Genomic DNA, 22215 nt, shown 5'->3' with positions numbered 1-22215 from the left:
AAAGACCTCGAATTCCCTAACTTATAACTTTTCCGAACTCACCACAGAGGCTTGTCGCCATGGTGCCATTGATTACCCGTAATACGCTTATACAACGCCACCGCAGAACGATCCGTCAACGAAGCAACCTGATCAATTACTAAACGTAAACGAGCATCATCATCACGTGTACCAAGCTCCTGCATATCAGCGGCAAAAGAAGACGCCAAATACTTTGGTTCGTCTAAGAGAGCTTCTACCAGCACACTCAAAATTTCACGCTGGTTCTCATAATGAGGTTGAGCATCACGAACACTCATCACGAAAGCTGTAGCAATACCCTTAAGAACAGCAATCTCATGCACCGTAGAATCAGGGATGATGAGCTCCGCAGTATAACGAACAAGAGGTCGATCCTTACCATACTGTGCACGCGTAGCTTCCATTGCAGAAGCCGCAAAACGACCAATCAGCTTAGAAGTCAACGCCTTAAACGCAGCCATCGACGAACGAGTACCACTCATATATTTCACCCATTGAGGCAGGCCCTCAAGACGAGACAACGCCTGCTCAAGCTCCACCTCAGAAACATGCGGAAGATACCATTGTTGAGTCTTTGAAAAAACTTCTTCACGTTTTGCGGGGTCTAATAAATCTTCTAACTGAATATGCCCACCAAAAACAGCGTCCTCAACGTCATGTACCGAATACGAGATGTCATCGGCTAAATCCATCACTTGAGCTTCCATACACTTAGCAGGCAAAGAAGAACCGTCCTGCGCAATAGCACCCCGACGAATCCACTCAAAGACAGGTTGATCATCCTGATACACACCAAATTTACGATTAGGTCGCCCATCAGCACGCGCAGGAGCCTCGGCAAGAGTCCAAGGGTACTTACAACACGCGTCCAAAGAAGCACGAGTAAGATTCAACCCAGCAGAAGAACCATCATGACCAATAACCTTCGGCTCAAGACGGCTCAACAAACGCAAAGTCTGTGCGTTCCCTTCAAACCCGCCAGCATCTGCTGCTAACTCGTTTAAAGCAGTCTCCCCATTATGCCCAAAAGGAGGGTGCCCCAAATCATGAGCTAAACAAGCAGTATCAACAACATCAGGGTCACAGCCAAGCATCCGACCCACTTCACGACCAATCTGAGCAACCTCAAGAGAATGCGTCAAACGCGTACGAATAAAATCATCCGTATCAGGGTCCATCACCTGTGTTTTAGCGCCTAGACGACGTAACGCAGAAGAATGCAAGACGCGGGCACGGTCCCGTTCAAAAGCAGAACGATACACATTACGATGATGCTCAGGCACCCAACGCTCCACATCCTCAGCCACATAGCCGGGAGTCTCCGTCAACTCGTTGCCTTCAACTAAACCGTCAACAGGTACATTCTTCATCGTTACCAGCCCATCACTATTGCAATATTATCCACCCGAAATGTCGAGCTCTGCCCCGACCAAACCAAGACGCTCAGCATCACCAAGGATACGCGAATCTAACCATCCATGGGGAAGATGAGGTTTCTTCGGGTTACCGGCACGACCACGTGGACCCTCCACAGCAGCACCAGGATAACCAATACTGTGGTCCAACTCAGCCAGATATTCACGAAAACTCGCTAAATCAGGAACAGTAGCCATCTTTTGACGTAGCTGACCGCCCACAGGGTACCCATGAAAATACCAGCCCACATGTTTACGAATCTCACGAAGCCCCTTGAGCTCATCACCAAAAGTCTCAACAAGAAGCTCAGCATGACGATAAATCATCTGCGCAACCTCAGAAACACCGGGTTTAATACGCTCAGCAGAACCTTCAAAAGCGTTCTGTAAATCACCAAAAAGCCACGGCCTACCCTGACAGCCACGACCCACCACGATACCGTCAACACCGGTCTGCTCGACCATAGCAATAGCATCTTCCGCACTAAAAATATCGCCGTTACCAAGAATAGGGATATCGGGGATAGCCTCGCGTAGCTGAGCGATAGCGTCCCAATCAGCATGACCAGAATAATGTTGCTCCATGGTACGACCATGCAACGCAATAGCAGCAACACCACTATCACGAGCAATCTTCGCAGACTCCAAAAAGGTCAGATGCTCATCATCAATGCCTTTACGCATCTTAATAGTGACAGGAACATCCGCACGAGAAGCTTCATCAACCGCAGTTTTTACGATGGCAGTGAACAAATCAGTCTTCCACGGTAAAGCAGAACCACCACCAAGCTTCGTCACTTTAGGAACAGGACAACCAAAGTTTAGATCAATATGGTCAGCACGATCTTCTTCCACCACAAGACGAACCGCTTTACCCACATTCACGGCATCAACACCATAAATCTGAATAGAACGAATCTGCTCATCATCGTCATGTTCAATAATGCGTAAAGACTCAGGACGACGCTCCACCAAAGAACGAGCCGTCACCATCTCTGTCACATACAAACCGCCACCATATTCACGGCACAAACGACGAAAAGCCTTATTAGTTACCCCAGCCATAGGGGCAAGAACAACCGGCGTTTGTACCGTGAACTTACCTAATTGTAAGGGCGGAAGTTTTAGCTGTTGAGTCTTTGAAAAAGTCTGCGATATTTCAGTCACCTAGCAATTGTGACACAAATACGACAAACACTCAGCCAAGCACGCATCACAGCGGTCTAGCAGAAAAGCAGAAGACTGCTAGTGTGCAACCACCAACGTTGTATCAAGAACCTGAGCAGAACCCATCTTCACCAGCTGATTAATCATCACCTGCAAGTCTTCCATCGACTCATCTACCTCTAAGATGACTGGGTACTGATGAACTAGAACATACAGCAACTGCATAATAGCCTCACGTGCACTGACATCATCAAAGTCATAGCCTAAGAGAATCTCAGTCGCCTCATCATCAGCTAGTTGACGCCCCGGTAACTCTTGCTCTAACGGGCGGTAACTCACCACAAAAGCCTTGATGGGAGGCTTCCCCGAAAAATCATCAGACGAATCAAAGTCACGTAGTACAATTGCACCAAGCGCTTCAGCCTCATCTGATAAGAACAAACGGTTAACCTGCCCCAAAGAAATCTCAGCAGGAGGATCCCAACGGTGAGAACGAGAATAGAACTCCCACATCTTTTGTGTTAGCTCAACAGAGCCCGTAGCAATATTTTCAATAACCTGCATAGGCTGCCCCGAAGAATCAACGCGCAAAGGAACCTCAGGCACAGAGCCCGAAGCAACTTTCACCATCTGACTACGCTGAATAGCCCCCAACCCCATAGCCTGAGCGAAGGAAGCACCGGCAGAGCCTTCTTGCACTTTAGAACGCAAAGCCTGAACACCCGAAGGCGAAGATGAAGCAAGCTCTTGCAAACGGCGAAATAGTTCAGCACCAAGCCCCTGCCGACGATGGTCAACGGCAACCTCAATATACGCCCATAACCGTTGAACATGTAAAGACGTCTCATAGACAGTGGCGGCAGCAACCGCAACACCCTGATGTTCCGCTACAAGAGTGCGAGACCACGGGCCAGAATCCTGATCAGGGCGAAACATCGCACGAAAAGAATCGTACCCTGAAGATTCAGCGTCGCCCCAAAGCTGAAGAAGTTCTAAATCATCGCCCTCTCGCCACGGACGAAAAGTATAATTATCCACCAAAAACCTACCTCAAAATCATCGAATTATTAATGTGTTCTGTACACCACCATAGCGCAGAAGCTCACCGGAACAACATCTAGAATCGTTCAGAAAAAATTCATCCAAGAGAATGAAAACCTACACCAACAGTTGAGGTAAAAATGCACTTATCTGACTTAAAATGAGAACATGCGCACACAAGTTAACACACCCACCAACACGTTCGCCACCAAACCCACCCTCACAGGAAAACTCGTCGAACTACGCCCCTTCAACGAGGAATCAACCCAAGCAATGATGAACATCCTCGCAGAACCAGAAGTTCTCATCAAAACAGGGGCAGTACACTCCACACAAGAAGCACTAAACCGCAATGAACGTACTGTCAAACACGCAAAAAGCTGGTACGACACACGAAACAACCAAAACAACAGACTCGACTTAGCAATATATTCACTCAAACACAACGAATACGTAGGCGAAGCCGTATTCAACGACTACTCACCTCAAAATAAGTCCGTCAACTACCGAATCATTATCGGACAAAAAGGACGAGGCCACGGGCTCGGCACCGAAACCACACAAATGATGGTCAACTACGCCTTCGCGGTGCTCAAGCTGAACCGCATCGAACTTGAAGTATTCGATTTCAACGCACGAGCACGATACGTGTACACCTCATGCGGCTTCGTCTGTGAGGGACGCCGCCGTGAAGCACTCTACTACGACGGCAAATATCACGACTCCATGATTAAAGCGATTCTCAGAAAAGACTGGGAACAAGCACATTCCCCTGCCTCTCTCAGCACTGCGTCACTGCCCGTCGTAAAAATCTAAAACACACCGGCATGCGCGTTGTTTGAGAATGTTCCATAAATATCTATTCTTTGGAGATACATAAATGCAGCTAAATATCAAAAACTTTGATATTTTCGCTTTTTCTATGGAATAATTGCTGGTCAGGTAGTCTCTTCCCCACGCCAGTGGGGGTAATTCCACCAACTATTCCTGCTACTGTTCCTGACACCTCTCTTCCCCACGCCAGTGGGGGTAATTCCGTTAATGTGCATGTGAATGATTTTTTCACGTACTCTTCCCCACGCCAGTGGGGGTAATTCCGAGTATCAGTATGTGACTAAAGACCGTAAAAACTCTTCCCCACGCCAGTGGGGGTAATTCCAAAAATAATGAAAGCAACACTATAAGCAAACACTCTTCCCCACGCCAGTGGGGGTAATTCCCTACAGTAATTCTGAGCCGAGGATTATCGTCGCTCTTCCCCACGCCAGTGGGGGTAATTCCGACGGCATGGCGACTATCGAAGCCAAAGGTGACTCTTCCCCACGCCAGTGGGGGTAATTCCCGATGATTCATCACCCGCGGTGCTAATCCACCCTCTTCCCCACGCCAGTGGGGGTAATTCCAAGGCCAAGGTCGTTTCCTGGAATCGCTGATTCTCTTCCCCACGCCAGTGGGGGTAATTCCGTTCGCAGATTGGGCTAATTTGATTATTGATGCTCTTCCCCACGCCAGTGGGGGTAATTCCATCTCGGGTTTTGACCTCCGCTATCAGCCTGTCTCTTCCCCACGCCAGTGGGGGTAATTCCTAGAAGATAAAGGGAAGAAATGACAACCAAAACTCTTCCCCACGCCAGTGGGGGTAATTCCAAGGTCATTCCAGCGGGCGGCAGCGTCCTTGCCTCTTCCCCACGCCAGTGGGGGTAATTCCAGGCTTCGATGGCCTGGCGATTGGACGGGCAACTCTTCCCCACGCCAGTGGGGGTAATTCCGGGCAGAATGTGCGCCGTGCGTCTGCTTCAATCTCTTCCCCACGCCAGTGGGGGTAATTCCAAAAATTACTAAGGTTTCTCGGTCTTTTAAAGCTCTTCCCCACGCCAGTGGGGGTAATTCCCAAAATACCAGCGAAAAAAAAGATTCTCTATCTCTCTTCCCCACGCCAGTGGGGGTAATTCCATGGATGACAAGTCCGCACCCAATGTGATAAGCTCTTCCCCACGCCAGTGGGGGTAATTCCCTAATGGGACGTTCTGAGAGCTGATGAGCTGACTCTTCCCCACGCCAGTGGGGGTAATTCCAGCACCCAACCCAGAAGAGACGCACTCTGCGCCTCTTCCCCACGCCAGTGGGGGTAATTCCTGCAAAGGGCTGAATCATGAGCGCTCGCCTTGCTCTTCCCCACGCCAGTGGGGGTAATTCCCAGCGGGAGCACCGCATGGCAAAAGCCCGAAACTCTTCCCCACGCCAGTGGGGGTAATTCCGAGATACTGTTTATCATCTTCTGCGGTCTAAACTCTTCCCCACGCCAGTGGGGGTAATTCCCACATGGTTTTGTCTTGTTGTTCGATGTATTGTTCTTCCTCACGCCAGTGGGGGTAATTCCTGACGACCTTTTCTTTAAACGGCTTCAAAAACCTCTTCCCCACGCCAGTGGGGATAATTCCTAATTCAGGCGGAACTGATGCGGGTGCGCTAAGTCTTCCCCACGCCAGGGAATCTCCTTTCCTTAAGAAATGAGCCTTCCCATACCGGAGAAGCTAACAAGTTCCTTGAACACTCCACACAAGCAGTGTATAGTGACTTGCATCTCACTTGATGGTTTACAACAACCGATACTTATAGCCATTCATCAAGCCCTCAAAAATGACTAAGGAGTGAATAAATTTATGACTCACCTTGTTATTTCCATTCTCGCCCTAATCAGCATAATCGTATCATTAGCAATAGTTGTATTGGTGATTCGCTTTCTCTACTACGGATTCAAGAAACTTTATAGAGAAGACCAAGAATGGCAGTCGAACAGGAAAATGAAACAAAACCCGAATCATCTCGGCCCCAAGCAATAACGAGAAGATACACAAGGTTAGAGCAGTATCTCTTAGTAGCCCCATAGAACATCACCCATAGATGAGGCTTAGAGTAGGGGGTTCTATTGAGCGAACCCAGAAAATTTAAGAGATAGATACAAGTAATAGGTAATTGGTTGTATCTAAGCTATTTTCTGTATCAGAATCAAAAAATAAACTCAGCAGTCCTGAAGCCGCCAATATAAACGTAAGCATAAATAAGGTTGCGACAATTATTGATATGACGTATAAGTTTTTTGTCTCTTTTTTCATTCTTTATCCTTAGATATAAAAATGGTGTCTGACACCACCACGAAGATAGCACCAGACACCATAAGAATTATGAATTTCTATAAGAATGAACCTAGGTTTTAGCCTAGAAGTTTTTCAGCAAGATAACTTTGTACCTTGTCCAAAGAAACACGTTCTTGATTCATTGTGTCACGTTCACGAATCGTCACTGCCTGGTCTTCAAGAGTGTCAAAATCTACGGTAATGCAGAACGGTGTACCAATCTCATCTTGACGGCGGTAACGACGTCCAATAGCGCCAGAATCATCATAATCAACATTCCATTGACGACGAAGCTGCTGTGCAAGGTTCTTTGCCGTTGGCACCAAATCTTCTTTTTTAGATAGTGGCAACACCGCTGCTTTAACAGGTGCAAGACGAGGATCAAGTTTAAGCACAGTACGCTTGTCCACTCCGCCTTTAGTATTAGGCGCTTCATCTTCTAGATACGCATCTACAAGGAACGCCATCATAGAACGGGTGAGCCCGAAGGACGGTTCAATAACATAAGGCACGTAGCGTTCGCCGGTTCCTTGGTCAAAGTATTCAAGCTTAGCGTTTGAGTGTTTGTTATGCACACCGAGGTCGTAGTCTGTACGGTTTGCAACGCCCATGAGTTCGCCCCAAGGGTTGCCCTGGAAACCAAATTTGTATTCAATGTCGATGGTTCCGGCAGAGTAGTGGGCACGGTCGTCTTCAGGGACATCAAATTTCCGCATGTTATCTGGGTTGATGCCTAGGTCAACAAACCAGTTCCAGCAATCTTCAACCCATTGTTCAAAGTGTTGTGGTGCATCTTCGGGGTGGGTGAAGAATTCAATCTCCATCTGTTCAAACTCGCGAGTTCGGAAGATGAAGTTTCCTGGGGTGATTTCGTTGCGGAAGGCTTTACCAATTTGTCCAATGCCGAAGGGCGGGCGTTTGCGTGCAGCAGTCACCACGTTGTTGAAGTTTACGAAGATTCCCTGCGCTGTTTCGGGGCGGAGGAAGTGTAGGCCTTCTTCATTATCGACTGGGCCGAGATAGGTTTTCATCAGACCAGAGAAGTTTTGTGGTTCGGTCCATTGTCCGCGTGTACCGCATTTGGGGCAGGCGATATCTGCCATGCCGTTTTCTGGTGCGCGACCTTTTTTCTCTTCGTAGGCTTCGATGAGGTGGTCTTGTCGTAGGCGGGTGTGGCATGAAAGGCATTCGACCAAGGGGTCGGTGAAGGTTTCTACGTGGCCGGATGCTTCCCAAATTTTGGTGGGGAGGATGACAGAAGAGTCGAGTCCAACCATGTCTTCGCGTCCGCGTACAAATGTTTGCCACCATTGTTGGCGGATGTTCTCTTTAAGTTCAGCACCTAGGGGGCCGTAGTCCCACGCTGATCGTGTTCCACCGTAAATCTCGCCGGCTTGGAAGACGAAGCCTCGGCGTTTTGCCAAGGTGATGACGTTATCGAGAACTGTTTTTTCTGCCATTATTACTCCTAGTGCCCCGCCGCTGGAGACGACGTGCAGGGGTTGTTTTATAGTGTCTGTGCGTATCTGTACGCGTTGTCTAAGAGTACCTTATTATTATGGTTCGTTCTGTTACTGAGCGGTGTGATACGTCTTGAGTTAGGGCGTAGGTCTTTTGCCTGCTGGTTCATCGGTTAGAGTATTAGTTATGAGTAATGTTGAACGTATTTTTATTCGTGATGAGAGTATCCGACTAGGGCAGTTTCTTAAACTTGCTGCTTTGGTAGAGAACGGTGTTCATGCCCGTGAACTCATTCAAGATGGTCTTGTGAAGGTTAACGGTGATATTGAAGAGGCCCGCGGAAAGCAGCTACGCCATGGCGACACGGTAACGCTCAACGGTATTACTGTTGAGGTCGCCTCTGAAAGTAAACAGTAAATTACTGTATATACCGGTTGCAGTTAAGATTTGGTGTGCGTGTAGCGTAGCTGTTTTCCTCACTATAGCTATGTTAACGGGAGTATATTTTTCTGGATAAATGACGCTACGTGCTGTATCTCTTGCGGGCAGATACTGTGAGCCATTCCAGAGTATTCGTGTAATTCAAGGTTGGTGTTTTCTTCTAACCATGAGCGAGTATATTCTTCTTTTCCAGTAGGAATAATGGGGTCTTGGTCGCCGTAACCGTAGAAGACTGGTATTTGTCGTTGTTTGAGTTGTTGTGTGGTTTTAGCCCATTCTTCTGTTTCAATGATGTATCCGCTAAGGCCAATAATTGCTGATATTTTTTCGGGATAGCGTCGCGCAATACTTGTTGCTAATGCCATACCTTGTGAGAAGCCGAGGAGCGTTATCCCATCGTAGTCTGCACATTCTTTGTCTAACCATTGGTTCACGTAGTCGCAGGATAGGTTAATGCTGTGTAAGGAGCTATCTAAGAGCTGGTTGAGTGGAAACCACTGGTACCCGTAGCTGACGGCGGGAATATGTGCGGTGGTTGCGGTGTCGTCAATGGTTGCGCCGACGGGTTGAGGTGCTCTCATACTCGCCCATGTAATGTTTTCTGAACCGATGAGTTTGGCTATTTGCAGGAGGTCTTGTTCGTTAGAACCATACCCGTGTAAGAGAAGAATGAGATGTGTTCCAGCACGTTTTTGTGCGGGGTGTAAGTATTCAACGGTGTAAGTCATGTTTTTCCTTAGTAATGGGTATGGCAAAAGAACTCGTTGTGGTGCGCCTAAAGTAGGGTTCCACAACGAGTTCTTGCTGTTTTATATGAGCGTTTTACGTCGTTTGAGAAGTTCTGCTGTTTTTTCTAACCACATATTGCGGTCTTGTACGACAGGAACTCTAGTCTTTGACGGTGCTACGGGAATATCGTCAACAAATTGATAGATTATCACTGTTGCCGATTCTTCTGCACCCGACTCTTGCATAGTGGAGCGTTGCTCTCTTCGTTGTTTCCTCTTGACCGTAGGGATTTTATAGATTTCGTCCGAGTCCCCTACTCCTAAGTAAAAAGGAAACACTGCAGGAAACGCTTTGCGCCCTAAATAGGTGCTGAATTGAGGGCTTCTTAGTGCCGCATCTATTTCTTCAGTTTTACCTTCTGCGGTGATACGTACAATAAATTCGCTATCTGCAAGATATGTACGGTTCACGATGGAGGGCTTGCTACGGTCTCTTCCAGGAGTAAAAGACAAGCTCTTAATCCTGTTACTCGATACTCGCTTTCCGTGTAGGAGTGCTATACGGTATAAAAAGGATTCTTCCTCAACGCTAATAGGATTAATCGTCTGAAAATCGTCGGTGTATTGTACAGGGCGGTCCACACGGATAGTAAACTCTACGTTTTCTAACCATTGTGGCCATTGCCCTCGTTGATACCCCAAAGCACCTGCGAGAAGCCCTCTGAGAGCGCTTGGTGTAGGGAGTTTACCTGTGTTGACGATATTACCGGTAACGGATTCCCCAGCCCAAGACTGTAAGGGTCCAGCTAGTCTCAAATACACCGATGATGTCATTGGCAAATCCATTCCACGATGTTCTCTACGAATTCTTTGCGGGAGACAGCTTTGAGGTCACCAAACTTTCCATCAAGGTCAGTGTATGTTCCGGTGAGGGATTCGACGGGTCCGAAGTTGTCTGGGTCGAAGCGTCGTGCTGCAGCATATTGTTGAGCGAGTTCGTCGATTGTTGCGCCAAGGTATCCGCCTTCAGCACCATTTTTTACGGGTGTTTCGAAGTCGTATGCGGTACGGTACTGTTGTTCTTCTGCTAGAACGAGAGCAGGCTGAACATAAGGGGCGGTACTGTTTTCTTTACCGCGGGGCATTCCGTAGAGAATTGCGGTGATGAGTTGGCGTAGGTTTTCTTTAGAGTTTTCTTGGCCAAATCCTGCCCAGCTTTTCTTGAGCTGTTCACGGTCGATGCTTACAGTCCGGTAGAAAATACCGTTCGTGTATTGTGCAACGCCAAGGTATGTTGCGCCAGTTTTACCTTTGCGTTCTTTAATATCGTCGGCAGTGGAGAAGTAGTCTGTTTCGATGGTTGCGGGGTGTGTTGTCACTCCTGGTGAGACGCTGAGAGCTGCTTCGGTAGTCTTTTCAGATTTTCCCGCGAACATGCGTCCGAAGGCAGCAATCGCAAGAGACCCAGTACGTCCGTCTTCAATAAATTCACCGTTGGTACGTCCTAGTACTGTGTATGCAGCTGTGGTGAGTTCCTCTTCGCTGAGCCATGAGGAACGTTCTGAGTCACCTTCTTTTTCGTTTTTATCTTTTTTAGTTAGCGAACCAATAATTTTCTTGGCTTCTTTGGTTAAAGCTTTTTCGTCTGCATCAGGTTGAATCGCTAAGGCTTTTGCCACGACATCTTCAGAAAGAGAACCAGAACGCACAGAACAGTCTAAAGAGGCGTTCTCATAGGCAACACGGATTCCTCGTTTGATGGATTGCGAGGAGTGCAGTGCACGTAAACTTCCGCCGATAGTTGCACGCTTTGGTGTTCCACTATCATCGCGGTTAAGGTTAGAGTAGGGTACAGATGAGACGATGCTCAAGGTCAGGTGGCGAGACATATCAACGGCCTTTCAAGTCAGTAGTATTAAAAAATATTTGGTGTGTATAAAAGCTTTATGCTTCTGTTTCTTCGGTTTTTTCTTTTTTAGGGAAAACTGCTGAATAGTAATCGCGAATCAGTGTTAGACGGTGTTCGCGTGATTCTTCAGAAATTCCATTACCCCAATAAGTGAGTACGTTAATGAGTGCACCAAAATGCATTGCAGGAACGTTGTTAAGGTTTTTCGTCATGTGCATGATGCGATATAAGGTACGAACCGCCTCTTCTAAGTTTTGTGTGTGCAGATACGCTAAAAGCTGACCTATCCTGTCTGGGTTATCGGGGCTTAGCTCGATATTTTTAGTGTTAGGGTTTACTTCGATATTTTTGTTGTTAGCAAGCGCACGGCTTACTTCTGCCGCCCACGTTCCAACGCTCTTCCACTGGTATTTCCCGTCTTTATCAGGTTTCTGAGCGGGAATATCCTTAAATTCTGCAATAAGTCCAATGGCACGAAGCGTCGCCGTTTGGTCGTTGGTGCTCTCTAGGTGTGGTAGCACATAGGGGTAAGCGTAGTGTTCCAGAGTAGGTACTAGGCCCTTTCGAAGAGCTGACCAGGCTTTCTTTGAGTTAGATTGGGGTCCTCTTACTCTTAGCGTGAAGTTAAGGAGACTGTTATATGATTGCTGAGCCATAGGGGATCCTTCCTATCAACGAGATCATTTTTGCGGGAATAAAGCGGTGTGTAAACGGCGTTTCAAATCTGCTCGTATATAAGCGATACGCCCTGGATGTTGGCTCAGGTGAGGAGCAACAGTCTTATCATATGCTCGCAAAGTAGCCACATATGCTGCTTCTAACAAGTCTTGAGGAATTTCTCGTTCCCCTCTTTTGGCGGTCTTCACAAAACCTTCATACACAGGAGCAATTTCACGCCAAAAATATGCAGAAGTATCCTTTTTTCGATGTTCTAAATCATCAAAAATTACAACCGTTTTTCCTACTTTTCGAGAGTTTTTCCCTTTTCCCTCATTCCTTCTAAATGGAAAACAAACAATCTCATGAAGTGTGTAGGTTGTTTTTGCGTGGTTTCGTATCTCTCGCTGTAAGTCTTCCGACAAATCGAATACCCACTGCTTTGAGTCTGGACGATATACAGAAGATGCCCTAATACTTGCCGAACTCGCTGTTCCTTCAATCTGATGACGGAGAAAACAGAGTTTTTCTTTTCCAGTACCTCCATATATACGATTAGTTTGCAGTCCATCTGCTGCGTTCTTAAGATGAGCTTTTGAAGCCCATTCCACAGCTAGTTCTGTAGCGTCCTTGCTTAAATCGAGGCTTTGGATTTTAGGTTTCCCCTTATCATCTGGTAGATATAGGTAAAATGGGTCTAGTGTATTGCGCGTGTCCCACCAGTTTTTTCTAGCTTGTTTATCATTAGCAGATCCCATTTCTGGTAAATACCAATTCTCAGGTATCCCGCCCAGTTCCACTCCTACTAATTTTTTATCGTTCCAGTAGGTAGTCACGGTGTTAGAGCTCCATGTCGCGTCCCATAACGAAGGTTCCGCAGAGGGGGTCTTCGCTTTTGTTTTGCCTTCTCTGTCTGCCCATGCAGGCAGCTCTTCACTGAAGACCCAACTTTTGGGAATAGACATCAGCAACGTGGCAAGAAGGCTGCTCCCCTGCCAAAACATCTCAGTGGCAGTATTTCCTGTTTCTACGAAGTGAATAGCAGGTGACCCCATTGAACATTTACGTCCTTCATGTTTGCTATTCCCAGCCATCGAGTAATTACAGTAAACCAGAATTCCCATTATCGCTTCAGGTAAAGACAGCTCTGAACGCCGAACGTCTTTTAAGTTCCAGAACTCTTCACGCTCAAGGGAAGGTAAAGTCGGATTTAATTTTGCGGCAGGGCCTTTCTCTCGCTTTTTCTGTAATCCGATAACGCTTTGCTCATCTAGCTCAACCCATTTATATTGCATAAAAGGCGTAATATCGTCGAAAACAAAGCTACCTGGTTCTAAATCTTTTAATGCTTTATCCAGGGCTTCTTCTGGAATACCGTCTGTTATAAGTTTAGAACTTATCTTTTTTGTTTTTTTAAAACTATCAAAACCACAGTATCTCAAACTTACCGCAGCTACAGTCGATAGTAGTCTCAATACTGCACCGTATTCGTAACCAGGAACTTTCATATCCAACGTAGTCTCAGGAAGATGAGCCTTTAGAAGCGCCTCACGCACAGTCACATAACCAGTATCTAATTTTACAAAAGATACATCTCTTAAAGCATTGACCACGTTCTTCTACCTCCACTGAGATTACTCATACACTAAAGTAGTTTAACTCACATTGCACCATTGAATGAGCTTACATACTAATAATAATTCCGTAATCTTTTAAAAGGTACCCAAGTAAATAATGTAATGATACTTTAGAACGTAACAACAGTATTGTTCTTCACAGCAGAGAGTTCTAGAGAAGGGACACCACACAATGAACACAACCGTATATCTCACAAAGTTTCCAGTACATTCTGCTCTTAAGAGAGCACCCCATACTCCACTTTCCTATCTTGATTCCCCTAGGTTCAGGCACCGAGCTGTTATGGGGTTATTTGACAATAATCTAGGTTCTTCTAACCCCCGGGCAGAAAACAATATTCTCTTCCGTTTAGATTCCGTTCCAGGGCATGCTCCATATTTTTTGGTTCAGTCCTCTATCCCTGTACAAGCAAAAGAGCTTGAGACGAAAGAAGTTTCTCTCCAGTCCCCACCAGAAGGAACACCTGTTGCTTTTAGACTCTCAATCAATGGCACTATTCGTAAAGCCCATTCTAAAAAAATGTCATCTGTTCCATTTGATGGGGAAGACTCAGAAAACCCTTTAAGTTTCACTCATTGGCTTGCACAACGTCTTTCTGGTGCGCTCAAAGACGTCTCCGTCATGAATCATCAACGCCAAGTTTTAAGTACCGAACGCAAAGACGAAAAGCAAGGAAATCTTATCGTTCAGGTAGATACCATAGACGGATTCGCCTACGTTAATTCCCCGTCAGCTCTTGAGCAGGCACTTCTCAACGGCATAGGACGAGCCAAATCCTATGGTTGTGGAATGCTTAGCATTAAAATTGCCCAATAAGCGTTGCGGAACACTCATGTCTGTATCAACACATAGCTACCTCTGGGCAAAGCAAGAAAATACTCACGGCACATATCCCCTTCTTGCCCATTTACTCGACACTGCAGCAGTCGCAGGCGTACTCTACGACCATTGGTTACGACCAGGCCTTCAAGAACTTTTTAAGCAAGAGCTAGGTCAACAAGCACGGAGTATCGTGTGCTTTATTGCTGGTAGCCATGACGTTGGTAAAGCATCGCCCTTATTTCAAGGGCAATTTACCCGCAAAGCAGAAGTCTGGGACAGCATTCGTAAGAATATTTTGAATCATTTACCGCAAGCTTTTAACGGTATAGAACGCCTCACCCCCCGAGAGATTAGAAATTCCACTCTCAGGCGACACGAACAAATTAGTGCTCTTGCCCTAGGTTTCTTATCGAAGGGAGAACCCTTTGAAGAAGAAGAAAGTAGAGCTTCTTGGCAATGTTTACCGGCTTTAGGGCATCATGGATATTTCACCATTCCTTTTAACGCGGATATCCCTCACGAATTTGTAGATGATACGTCCTACCTACATCAAAAATTTACCTCCCTCCTTGAAGAAAACGGTTGGACACAGGCTCAGGACGATTTATTGTCGCTATTGGAGCAGGCAGTAGGAATTTGCCGCAAGGAGTTCCCTGATGAAGTATCTAATACGGTGATTGTGTTGCTTTCAGGGCTAACTATTCTTGCAGATAGGATTGCTTCGCATTCTGATTGGGTCGCTCAGAATCAACAGCTCATGGCTAACGGAACGCTGGTTTTAGAGAAACCGAATGAATGGGTAGCCGCTTTATATGAACAGGCCCTTCATAAGGTTGAGGAAACTGTTGGTGTTTACCATGGTTGGGAGGATGAGGCTACTGCTCGTCAGGCTATTCTTGGTGATTATGAGCCTCGGCCTATGCAAGCTGAAGCGTTGCGTTCTGGTGGTGGATTATGGAATGTGATGGTGCAGACCGGCGGAGGCAAAACAGAGGCTGCTTTGTTGCGTCATTGTACAGAACAAGAACGTTTGTTGTTTTTGCTTCCTACTCAGGCAACTTCTAACGCTTTGATGCGTAGGGTGCAAAAGTTTTATGAGGGTACACCGAATGTTGCGGCTTTGGCGCATGGTCTAGCGTCTATTGAGGATTTTTACCAAACCCCTGTCACGAGCTTTGGCGGTTCTGAGATAGGTGATAGTTCTTGTGTGGGGCAAGGTTCTGGCGGTTTATATCCTACAGAGTTTGTGCGTTCTGGTGCGGCTCGTTTGCTTGCCCCTGTTTTTGTTGGCACAGTAGATCAAGCGTTGATGGGTTCTTTGCCTCTTAAGTGGACTCATCTGCGGTTATTGGCTTTGGCAAACTCTCATATTGTGGTTGATGAGGTGCATACTCTCGATCATTATCAAACACAATTATTGGTCACCCTTCTTGAGTGGTTGGGAAAGACGAATACGCGTGTCACCTTGCTAACGGCAACTTTACCGCAGTGGCAGCGTCAACAATTTTTGGAAGCGTATACAGGTGAGTCTCTAGCCGATCACAGCATTATCCCCTCCTTCCCTGCAACAGAATTATTAGAGTATTCTTCTTCTGCACCGGAGACTTCTGCCCTACCGAGTGAGACATATAGTATTGATTTTTCGTTAGATACAGTCGATTCTAATTCTCTAGAAGATTCCCATATTATGTGGGTTCGCTCCATGCGTGAACGATTTCCCAAAGCTCGTATCGGCGTTATTTGTAATACGGTTCAGCGAGCGCAAACGGTTGCTGCTGCTCTTGAGCAAGAGTATGGGGGTGTTGTTCTTCTTCATTCTCGGATGACGGCGGAGCATCGTCGTATTAACGCACAACAGCTTGAAGCGCTGATTGGTGCTGGTAAGACGGCTGAGTCTGTCATTGTTGTGGGTACTCAAGCTATTGAAGCTTCTTTGGATATTGATTTAGATTTTTTGAGTACGGACTTGTGCCCGTCAGCGTCATTGATTCAGCGTGCTGGTAGGGTGTGGAGGCGTTCTGATGTTTTGCGTGCAGAGCGTATTCCAGGTGTTCCGCATATACCGATTCGGGTGGTTCGTGTTGCTGAGCTTGATAAGTATTCAAGTGCACCGTATTTTCAGGCCGAGTTGGAGCGTACATGGTCGTTTTTGATAGAGCATCAGCATTTTGTTGTTCCTGCAGATAATCAAAGGTTTATTGATAGTTCGTCTCTATCTCTTGATACATTTGCTCATCAGGATGATGACGCATTTTTAGAGGCTTTTGCCGATATTATCGGTCGTATTCGTGCGGGGCTAGGGGTTGCGGCACCTTTGGAAGAAGCGTTAGCTGATGAGGCGACCATTACGGAGTTCAAACAGCTCACTCAAAGAAGTGGAGACGAGGAGTCTGCTGAACGACGCACCCGCCTTATTGAGCGTGAAAGCACACCGGTTATTCTTTGCTGTTCTGATGGCAGTATTCCTGGTGCGTGGGATGGTGCACCCGAAGACTTAGCAAAGATTACTCCTCAAGAACAGCAGAAGATTCGGCAAGCATTAAAAGGTTCTTTGCCGTTAGTTGTTTCTTCTTCAAAATTATCAGAGCAGTTAGTTTCTTTGGCTGATGCGCCGTCTCTTCTGAAACGCTATTCGTATTTGCCTCAGGCTGAGCGTTTTTATGACTCTGCGTCGGGCTTTTCAGAGCGCCTCTTTACTGAGGAATAGGGGAATGTTCTTATGGCTTATTCGGATGAGGCTTTAGCTTTTTCGACGATACCGGCTTCTCATCAGGTTCGTTTAGAAGATCGAGTGTCTTTTCTTTACTTAGAGTATTGCGTTATTAAACAAGAGAAAACAGGTGTTGTTGCGTGGGGTTCGGAGCGGGGTTCTGAAAAACTTGCGGGGCAAAAAATACAATTGCCGGTGAGTAGTCTTGCTGTTTTGATGTTAGGTCCTGGGACGAGTATTTCTCAGCCAGCAATCACCTCGTGCACGAGGGCAGGTGTCACGGTACTGTTCTCTGGTGGTGGCGGTGTACCAGCATATTCTCATGCTACGCCGCTGACTTCTTCTGCTCGTTGGGCTATTGCTCAGGCACGTACTGTTGCCCAAGAGAAATTTCAAAAGCAAGCGGCTCTTATTCTGTATAAAAAGCAGCTAGGTATTGAGAAAATGCCGGGTGGTTCTATTGCGACGATGCGTGGTTTAGAGGGCCGGACGATACGCAATCTATATCGAGAGCAGGCTAAGAAACATGGTGTTCAGGGGTTTAAACGTGATGTTTCAGCAACGGATAATGTTAATGTTGCGTTGAATCTGGCTCATTCGATTTTGTATGGTTGTGCTGCTTCGGCTTGTGCAGCCTTGGGTTTGAACCCTGCTTTAGGTGTAATTCATCGTGGGGATATTCGTTCTTTACTCTACGATATTGCTGATATTTATAAACCTTCCTTGAGTATTCCTTTAGCTTTTTCATTGTCACAGAGCGAAAACATCGCAGAGGATGCTAGACGTGCTGTTCGTAAAGAGTTGGTGCGGCAGAATGTTTTACAAGGCATGGTAAAAACCTTAATAGAGGTGTATAGCCCGCAATTACCGCATCGTGATGATGATCGTCTGATTAGTGATAGAGGCGAGGAAGTAACTGGTCACACTCAATATGGTCGAAGGGGACAATAATGTTTGTTGTTCTCACCACGGTTTCTTTACCTCAGCATGTACATGGGTATTTAACACGGTTTCTTTCTGAAGTATCGGTGGGTGTTTTTGTTGGTAATGTTTCGGCTCGTATTCGAGATAATCTGTGGGAACGGTGTGTCTTAGCCGCTGGAGATGGACTGCTCACTCTTATTTATAGTGACAAGAGTATGGAACAGGGATTTAACGTGCGTACTCATGGCTCCCAGCGCCGTGTCATGGTTGACTGTGATGGGGTACTTTTAGCGTCGTCTTCTCCCCTATCTCACGAGGAATTTTCTTCTGAAAAATAGCGGTCAGTAGCTCATTGTGAGGCTAACAGGGCGATGCCGGGTTTGTTTCTTTTCATGTTGTTAGTGGGGTTTTCTGCCTTGTTTTAGAACTGGTTCTAGGATTTTTTGTAGTTGTTTTGTCTCTAGGAGGAATCCGTCGTGTCCAGCTGGAGAGTAGATAGCTTGTGCTTGTACCGGTTGGGGTAAGGCCCTAGCTAATTCACGTGATTGTTCTGGGTAGAAGAGTCTGTCATTGTGCACATAGGCGATAGTCCATGTGCATTGGCTTCGTTGCAGTGTTTGGTGTAATGTTCCACGATTTCGGGTGATGTCGTGGCTCATGAGTATTTCGTTAATGCTGAGGTAGCTATTTGCGTCAAAACGTTGCACAAGTTTGTGTGCATGGTAGTCCATATATGATTCCACGCTGTATTGTGTACTGTTTTGTGTTTGTTGTGTGCGCCCAAATCGGGTGTGGAGTTCTTCTGAGGTTCGGTAGGTGATATGTGCGATGCGTCGAGCTATCCCTAGTCCTTGGCTGGGAGGTTGTTTATCGTAGTAGTCGCCTCCGTAGAAGTGTTGGTCACTGCGGATAGCAAGGTTTTGTGCTTGTGCCCAGGCTAGTTGTTCTGCGGTGGTGTATGCGCCGGAGGCGATAACGGCGCAGTGACGTACGTCTTCGGGGTAGGTGATGGCCCATTCTAAGGCTCGTGCTCCTCCGAGGGATCCTCCTATAACATGTGCCCATTGTGTGATGCCGAGTGCTTCTGCTAGATGTTTTTCGGCGTGTACGGTGTCTCGTACGGTAAGTTTTGGGAAGGATGACCCCCATGGTTGTGGGGGTTGTTTGTGTGGGTGTGTGCTGTGTGCTCCGGTGCTTCCGTTACAGCCGCCGAGAATATTCGGTGCTACTACAAAGTAGGTGTTTGTGTCGATGGTTTTTCCTGCTCCAACGAGGTCTTCCCACCAGCCGGAAGTAGTGTTGTGCTCATTGTGGGCGACGTGGGTGTCTCCTGTTAAGGCGTGCAAGATGAGCACGGCGTTGTCTTTGTGTTTGTTGAGGTTTCCCCATGTTTCGTAGGCGATAGTTGCGTTAGGTAGTGTGTGCCCTGATTCTAGGGGTAGTGTCTCGATGGTTGTGTGGTGTTGGTAAGTGAGTGTTGTTGGGGTACTCATAGATGCTCCAATAACTATTGTTGTAGTAGATTGGGGCTGTATCTGCACTGTTGTTTCCTCTGGTGTGTTGCCTGTTTGGTGTGCAGGCTCTTATGTTGAGGAGGTAGTGCGTACTGCTCCCGCGCTTGCACCGTCTAAGAGTGTTTTTCTGGTGCCGGGTCTGTCTCAGTGGCACCCCGCCGCGAGTGGAGGGTTGCCGGCTAATAAGCTGAGTCTTGGTATTAGCGCTCTTGACCGTGTTGTTATCGTATCTGAGTGGTTTGTTGTGGGTCGAGCCGTTTCTTCTTCTTTACGTTCTAATGCGGTAGTTTGTCTTGTTTCGTCATATTTTGTCTTTAGAATAGTTCTCATGTCGCGTTGTTTTAAGGGCGCATTATCTATTTTTCTTTTCGGAGGTACATTTCATGTCTCAAGCACCTGTTACGAAGCGTGTGGAGTCTTCACGTGTTCATCATGGCGATACGTTTATTGACCATTATGAGTGGCTTCGTGCTAAGGACGATTCTGAGGTGGTGGAGTACCTCAATACAGAAAATGCTTATACAGAGCAGTCCACTCAGTCACAGCAAGCACTTCGTGAAAGTATTTTTCAGGAGATTAAGGAGCGCACCTTAGAGACGGATCTTTCTGTTCCTTCTCGCCATGGAGATTGGTGGTATTTTTCGCGGACGGTTGAGGGTGAACAGTACCCTGTATTTTGTCGTGTGCCTGCTTTGGTAGACGGTGGTGAGGTGGAGATGTTTTCTCCTCCGCAGGTTCAGGCGGGTGTTCCTCTTGATCAAGAGCAGGTCATTCTTGATTGTAATGAGTTTGCACGAGAGTTGCCGTTCTTTTCTCTTGGGTCTTTTTCGCCTTCGTTAGACGGTTCTTTGTTGAGCTTTGGTGTTGATGATTCTGGCGATGAACGCTATACCCAGTATTTCTTAGATTTAGAGACGTTGACTCTTTCAGAGGAGACTTTGCCCGGTATTTTTAGTGGCGCATATTTGACTCCTGATGCATCAACCCTTATTTATTCTCTTGTCGATGAGTCATGGCGCCCATATGAGATACGGGCTCACCGTATTGGTGCGGGGGAAGAAGATTGTGTTCTTTTCACCGAGCATGACAATGCGATGTGGCTTAGCAGCGCTCTTTCTGCTGACCGGACTCATATCGTTATTACGTCATTTTCTTCTGAGTTTTCGGAGGTTCGTTTAGTTCCGCTTCAAGATATGTCGGCTGAGCCTTTGTTGGTTATTGGTAAGAAGCATCGTGTGCAATACGGTGTTGAGCCTATTCGTATTGATGGTGTGCCTTATGTTCTCATCATGCATGATGCTGACGCTCTTAACTCAGAAATTGTGCTTGCCCCTTATCCAACGTCTCAGCCTTTTGAGCAGTACCGTCAGTTATGGCTTAAAGTTATGCCTCATCGTTCTGAGGTGCGTATTGAGGGGTTTGATTTTTCGTCAACTCATCTTGTGGTGACGGCTCGTGAGAATACGACGGTACGAGTTTTCCTTGCCGATTTAGACCGTTTGCGTGCCTTGTTGCGTTCGCAGTCGAATGCGGGGGTTGTTTTTAGTGAGCCGACCGGTTTTGTGGAGGAAATTTATACGACTGGTGTTTCTCATGTTTCTATTGATTCGCCGGTCATTCGTATTTCGTACACGTCGTGGGTGACTCCCCCTCGAATCTATGACTATTTTCCGCGTACTCAGGAGCTTATTCTTCGCCGCGAGACCCCCGTATTAGGCGATTATCATGCTGAGGATTATCAGGCGTATCGCATGTGGGCACCTGCCCGTGATGGTGCGATGATTCCTATTTCTGTTATTCATCGTGCTGATCTTGATTTGTCTCAGCAGCATCCTGTGTTCCAGTATGGTTATGGTTCCTATGAGGTGTCGATAGATCCTTATTTCTCTATAGCGAGGTTGTCGATTCTAGATCGTGGCGTGATTTATGTGGTGGCGCATATTCGTGGTGGTGGCGAGATGGGACGCCAGTGGTATCAAGATGGTAAGAAACTTCAGAAAAAGAATACTTTTACTGATTTTGTTGATGTTACGGAGTTCTTAGGGCAACGCCCGTGGGTTGATCAGAAGAAGATTGCTATTTCTGGTGCTTCTGCTGGCGGTTTGCTCATTGGTGCGGTTCTGAATCTTGCTCCCGAGAAGTATTGTGCTGCTATCGCAGGTGTTCCGTTTGTGGATGCATTGACGACTATTCTTGATCCAGATCTTCCGTTGTCTGCTTTGGAGTGGGAGGAATGGGGTAACCCTATTGAGGATGCCGAAGTATACGAGTATATGAAGTCTTATTCTCCATACGAGAATATCCGTCACGTCAAGTATCCACCGATTGTTGCAGTGACGAGTTTTAACGATACTCGTGTGTTATATGTTGAGCCAGCGAAGTGGGTAGCTCAACTACGTAAAATGATTTCTACAGACTCAGTGACTCCTCTCTTGAAAATTGAGATGGATGGTGGGCACGGTGGCGGTTCAGGCCGTTACACTGCGTGGCGTGATATTGCGTGGGAGTATGCTTTTGCGCTGACTTACTTATTAGACCAATAATATTTCTGGTTTTTCGGTATATAACAAAAGCGGTGATGTTGCCTCGTTGGAGGCAACACCACCGCTTTTGTGTTCAGCCAGGTGTAA

General features: G+C 46.7%; 17 protein-coding genes, 1 CRISPR repeat array and 1 riboswitch. Of the genes, 7 read left to right on the top strand and 10 right to left on the bottom strand.

Annotated elements, in window-relative coordinates; genetic code table 11:
* Positions 1–38: 38 nt before the first annotated feature.
* The 3 genes from ACN083_RS07115 to ACN083_RS07105 all read right to left on the bottom strand — a co-directional run bounded on the left by ACN083_RS07115 (position 39) and on the right by ACN083_RS07105 (position 3641).
* Complete coding sequence (locus tag ACN083_RS07115) at positions 39–1391, bottom strand: deoxyguanosinetriphosphate triphosphohydrolase (protein WP_419102139.1); 1353 nt, start codon at positions 1389–1391, stop codon at positions 39–41.
* Between the two features lie 27 nt (positions 1392–1418).
* On the bottom strand, positions 1419–2594 hold the full coding sequence (dusB, locus tag ACN083_RS07110) for a tRNA dihydrouridine synthase DusB (protein ID WP_419102228.1): 1176 nt from the start codon (positions 2592–2594) through the stop codon (positions 1419–1421).
* An 87-nt stretch (positions 2595–2681) separates the two neighbouring features.
* Positions 2682–3641 (bottom strand): GNAT family N-acetyltransferase, encoded by a 960-nt coding sequence (locus ACN083_RS07105; RefSeq protein ID WP_419102138.1) that lies wholly within the window; start codon positions 3639–3641, stop codon positions 2682–2684.
* A gap of 171 nt (positions 3642–3812) precedes the next feature.
* Between ACN083_RS07105 and ACN083_RS07100 the strand changes: the two genes are divergently transcribed.
* The gene (locus ACN083_RS07100; RefSeq protein WP_419102137.1) at positions 3813–4460 is read left to right on the top strand and encodes a GNAT family N-acetyltransferase; all 648 of its coding nucleotides are present in this window, start codon (positions 3813–3815) and stop codon (positions 4458–4460) included.
* A 131-nt stretch (positions 4461–4591) separates the two neighbouring features.
* Positions 4592–6085: direct repeats of the CRISPR family, unit length 29 nt; unit sequence CTCTTCCCCACGCCAGTGGGGGTAATTCC.
* Positions 6086–6858: 773 nt separating this feature from the next.
* Here the strand turns inward: ACN083_RS07100 and ACN083_RS07095 are convergent.
* A complete protein-coding gene (locus tag ACN083_RS07095; RefSeq protein WP_419102136.1) occupies positions 6859–8241 on the bottom strand; it encodes a glycine--tRNA ligase in 1383 nt (460 codons plus the stop codon).
* A gap of 187 nt (positions 8242–8428) precedes the next feature.
* Between ACN083_RS07095 and ACN083_RS07090 the strand changes: the two genes are divergently transcribed.
* Entirely contained in the window at positions 8429–8659 is a 231-nt protein-coding gene (locus ACN083_RS07090; protein WP_419102135.1) for an RNA-binding S4 domain-containing protein, read from the top strand.
* Positions 8660–8727: 68 nt separating this feature from the next.
* On the opposite strand, the gene ACN083_RS07085 is transcribed toward ACN083_RS07090, so the two are convergent.
* The 5 genes from ACN083_RS07085 to ACN083_RS07065 form a co-directional block, all read right to left on the bottom strand.
* Positions 8728–9411, bottom strand: a complete 684-nt coding sequence (locus tag ACN083_RS07085; protein ID WP_419102134.1) for an alpha/beta hydrolase — start codon at positions 9409–9411, stop codon at positions 8728–8730.
* Between the two features lie 81 nt (positions 9412–9492).
* A complete protein-coding gene (gene cas5e, locus ACN083_RS07080) occupies positions 9493–10245 on the bottom strand; it encodes a type I-E CRISPR-associated protein Cas5/CasD (RefSeq protein WP_419102133.1) in 753 nt (250 codons plus the stop codon).
* The gene (locus tag ACN083_RS07075; protein ID WP_419102132.1) at positions 10242–11300 is read right to left on the bottom strand and encodes a type I-E CRISPR-associated protein Cas7/Cse4/CasC; all 1059 of its coding nucleotides are present in this window, start codon (positions 11298–11300) and stop codon (positions 10242–10244) included. Before ACN083_RS07075 ends, cas5e begins: the two co-directional genes overlap by 4 nt.
* Before the next feature lie 55 nt (positions 11301–11355).
* Entirely contained in the window at positions 11356–11976 is a 621-nt protein-coding gene (locus ACN083_RS07070) for a type I-E CRISPR-associated protein Cse2/CasB (protein ID WP_419102131.1), read from the bottom strand.
* Between the two features lie 24 nt (positions 11977–12000).
* Positions 12001–13590 (bottom strand): type I-E CRISPR-associated protein Cse1/CasA, encoded by a 1590-nt coding sequence (locus ACN083_RS07065; RefSeq protein ID WP_419102130.1) that lies wholly within the window; start codon positions 13588–13590, stop codon positions 12001–12003.
* A 196-nt stretch (positions 13591–13786) separates the two neighbouring features.
* Between ACN083_RS07065 and cas6e the strand changes: the two genes are divergently transcribed.
* The 4 genes from cas6e to cas2e are packed head-to-tail and all read left to right on the top strand — an operon-like array spanning position 13787 to position 18409.
* Entirely contained in the window at positions 13787–14431 is a 645-nt protein-coding gene (gene cas6e / locus ACN083_RS07060) for a type I-E CRISPR-associated protein Cas6/Cse3/CasE (protein ID WP_419102129.1), read from the top strand.
* A gap of 16 nt (positions 14432–14447) precedes the next feature.
* Positions 14448–17144, top strand: a complete 2697-nt coding sequence (cas3, locus tag ACN083_RS07055) for a CRISPR-associated helicase Cas3' (protein WP_419102128.1) — start codon at positions 14448–14450, stop codon at positions 17142–17144.
* Positions 17145–17156: 12 nt separating this feature from the next.
* A complete protein-coding gene (gene cas1e / locus ACN083_RS07050) occupies positions 17157–18098 on the top strand; it encodes a type I-E CRISPR-associated endonuclease Cas1e (RefSeq protein ID WP_419102127.1) in 942 nt (313 codons plus the stop codon).
* Complete coding sequence (gene cas2e, locus ACN083_RS07045; RefSeq protein WP_419102126.1) at positions 18098–18409, top strand: type I-E CRISPR-associated endoribonuclease Cas2e; 312 nt, start codon at positions 18098–18100, stop codon at positions 18407–18409. The genes cas1e and cas2e overlap by 1 nt, the downstream gene beginning before the upstream one ends.
* A gap of 60 nt (positions 18410–18469) precedes the next feature.
* Here the strand turns inward: cas2e and metX are convergent, their stop codons facing one another.
* Positions 18470–19564: a homoserine O-acetyltransferase MetX gene (gene metX, locus ACN083_RS07040; protein WP_419102125.1), complete on the bottom strand. Its 1095-nt coding sequence runs from the start codon at positions 19562–19564 to the stop codon at positions 18470–18472.
* Positions 19565–19680: 116 nt separating this feature from the next.
* Positions 19681–19800, bottom strand: a riboswitch (SAM riboswitch).
* A 168-nt stretch (positions 19801–19968) separates the two neighbouring features.
* Here metX and ACN083_RS07035 point away from each other — a divergent pair.
* Complete coding sequence (locus ACN083_RS07035) at positions 19969–22128, top strand: S9 family peptidase (protein WP_419102124.1); 2160 nt, start codon at positions 19969–19971, stop codon at positions 22126–22128.
* Positions 22129–22215 lie beyond the last annotated feature (87 nt).

The sequence above is a fragment of the Rothia sp. CCM 9418 genome (genome assembly GCF_048512825.1).
Classification (GTDB): Bacteria; Actinomycetota; Actinomycetes; order Actinomycetales; family Micrococcaceae; genus Rothia.
The sequence above is the reverse complement of the archived record's forward strand: the minus strand, read 5'-3'. Positions and strand labels throughout refer to the sequence as shown.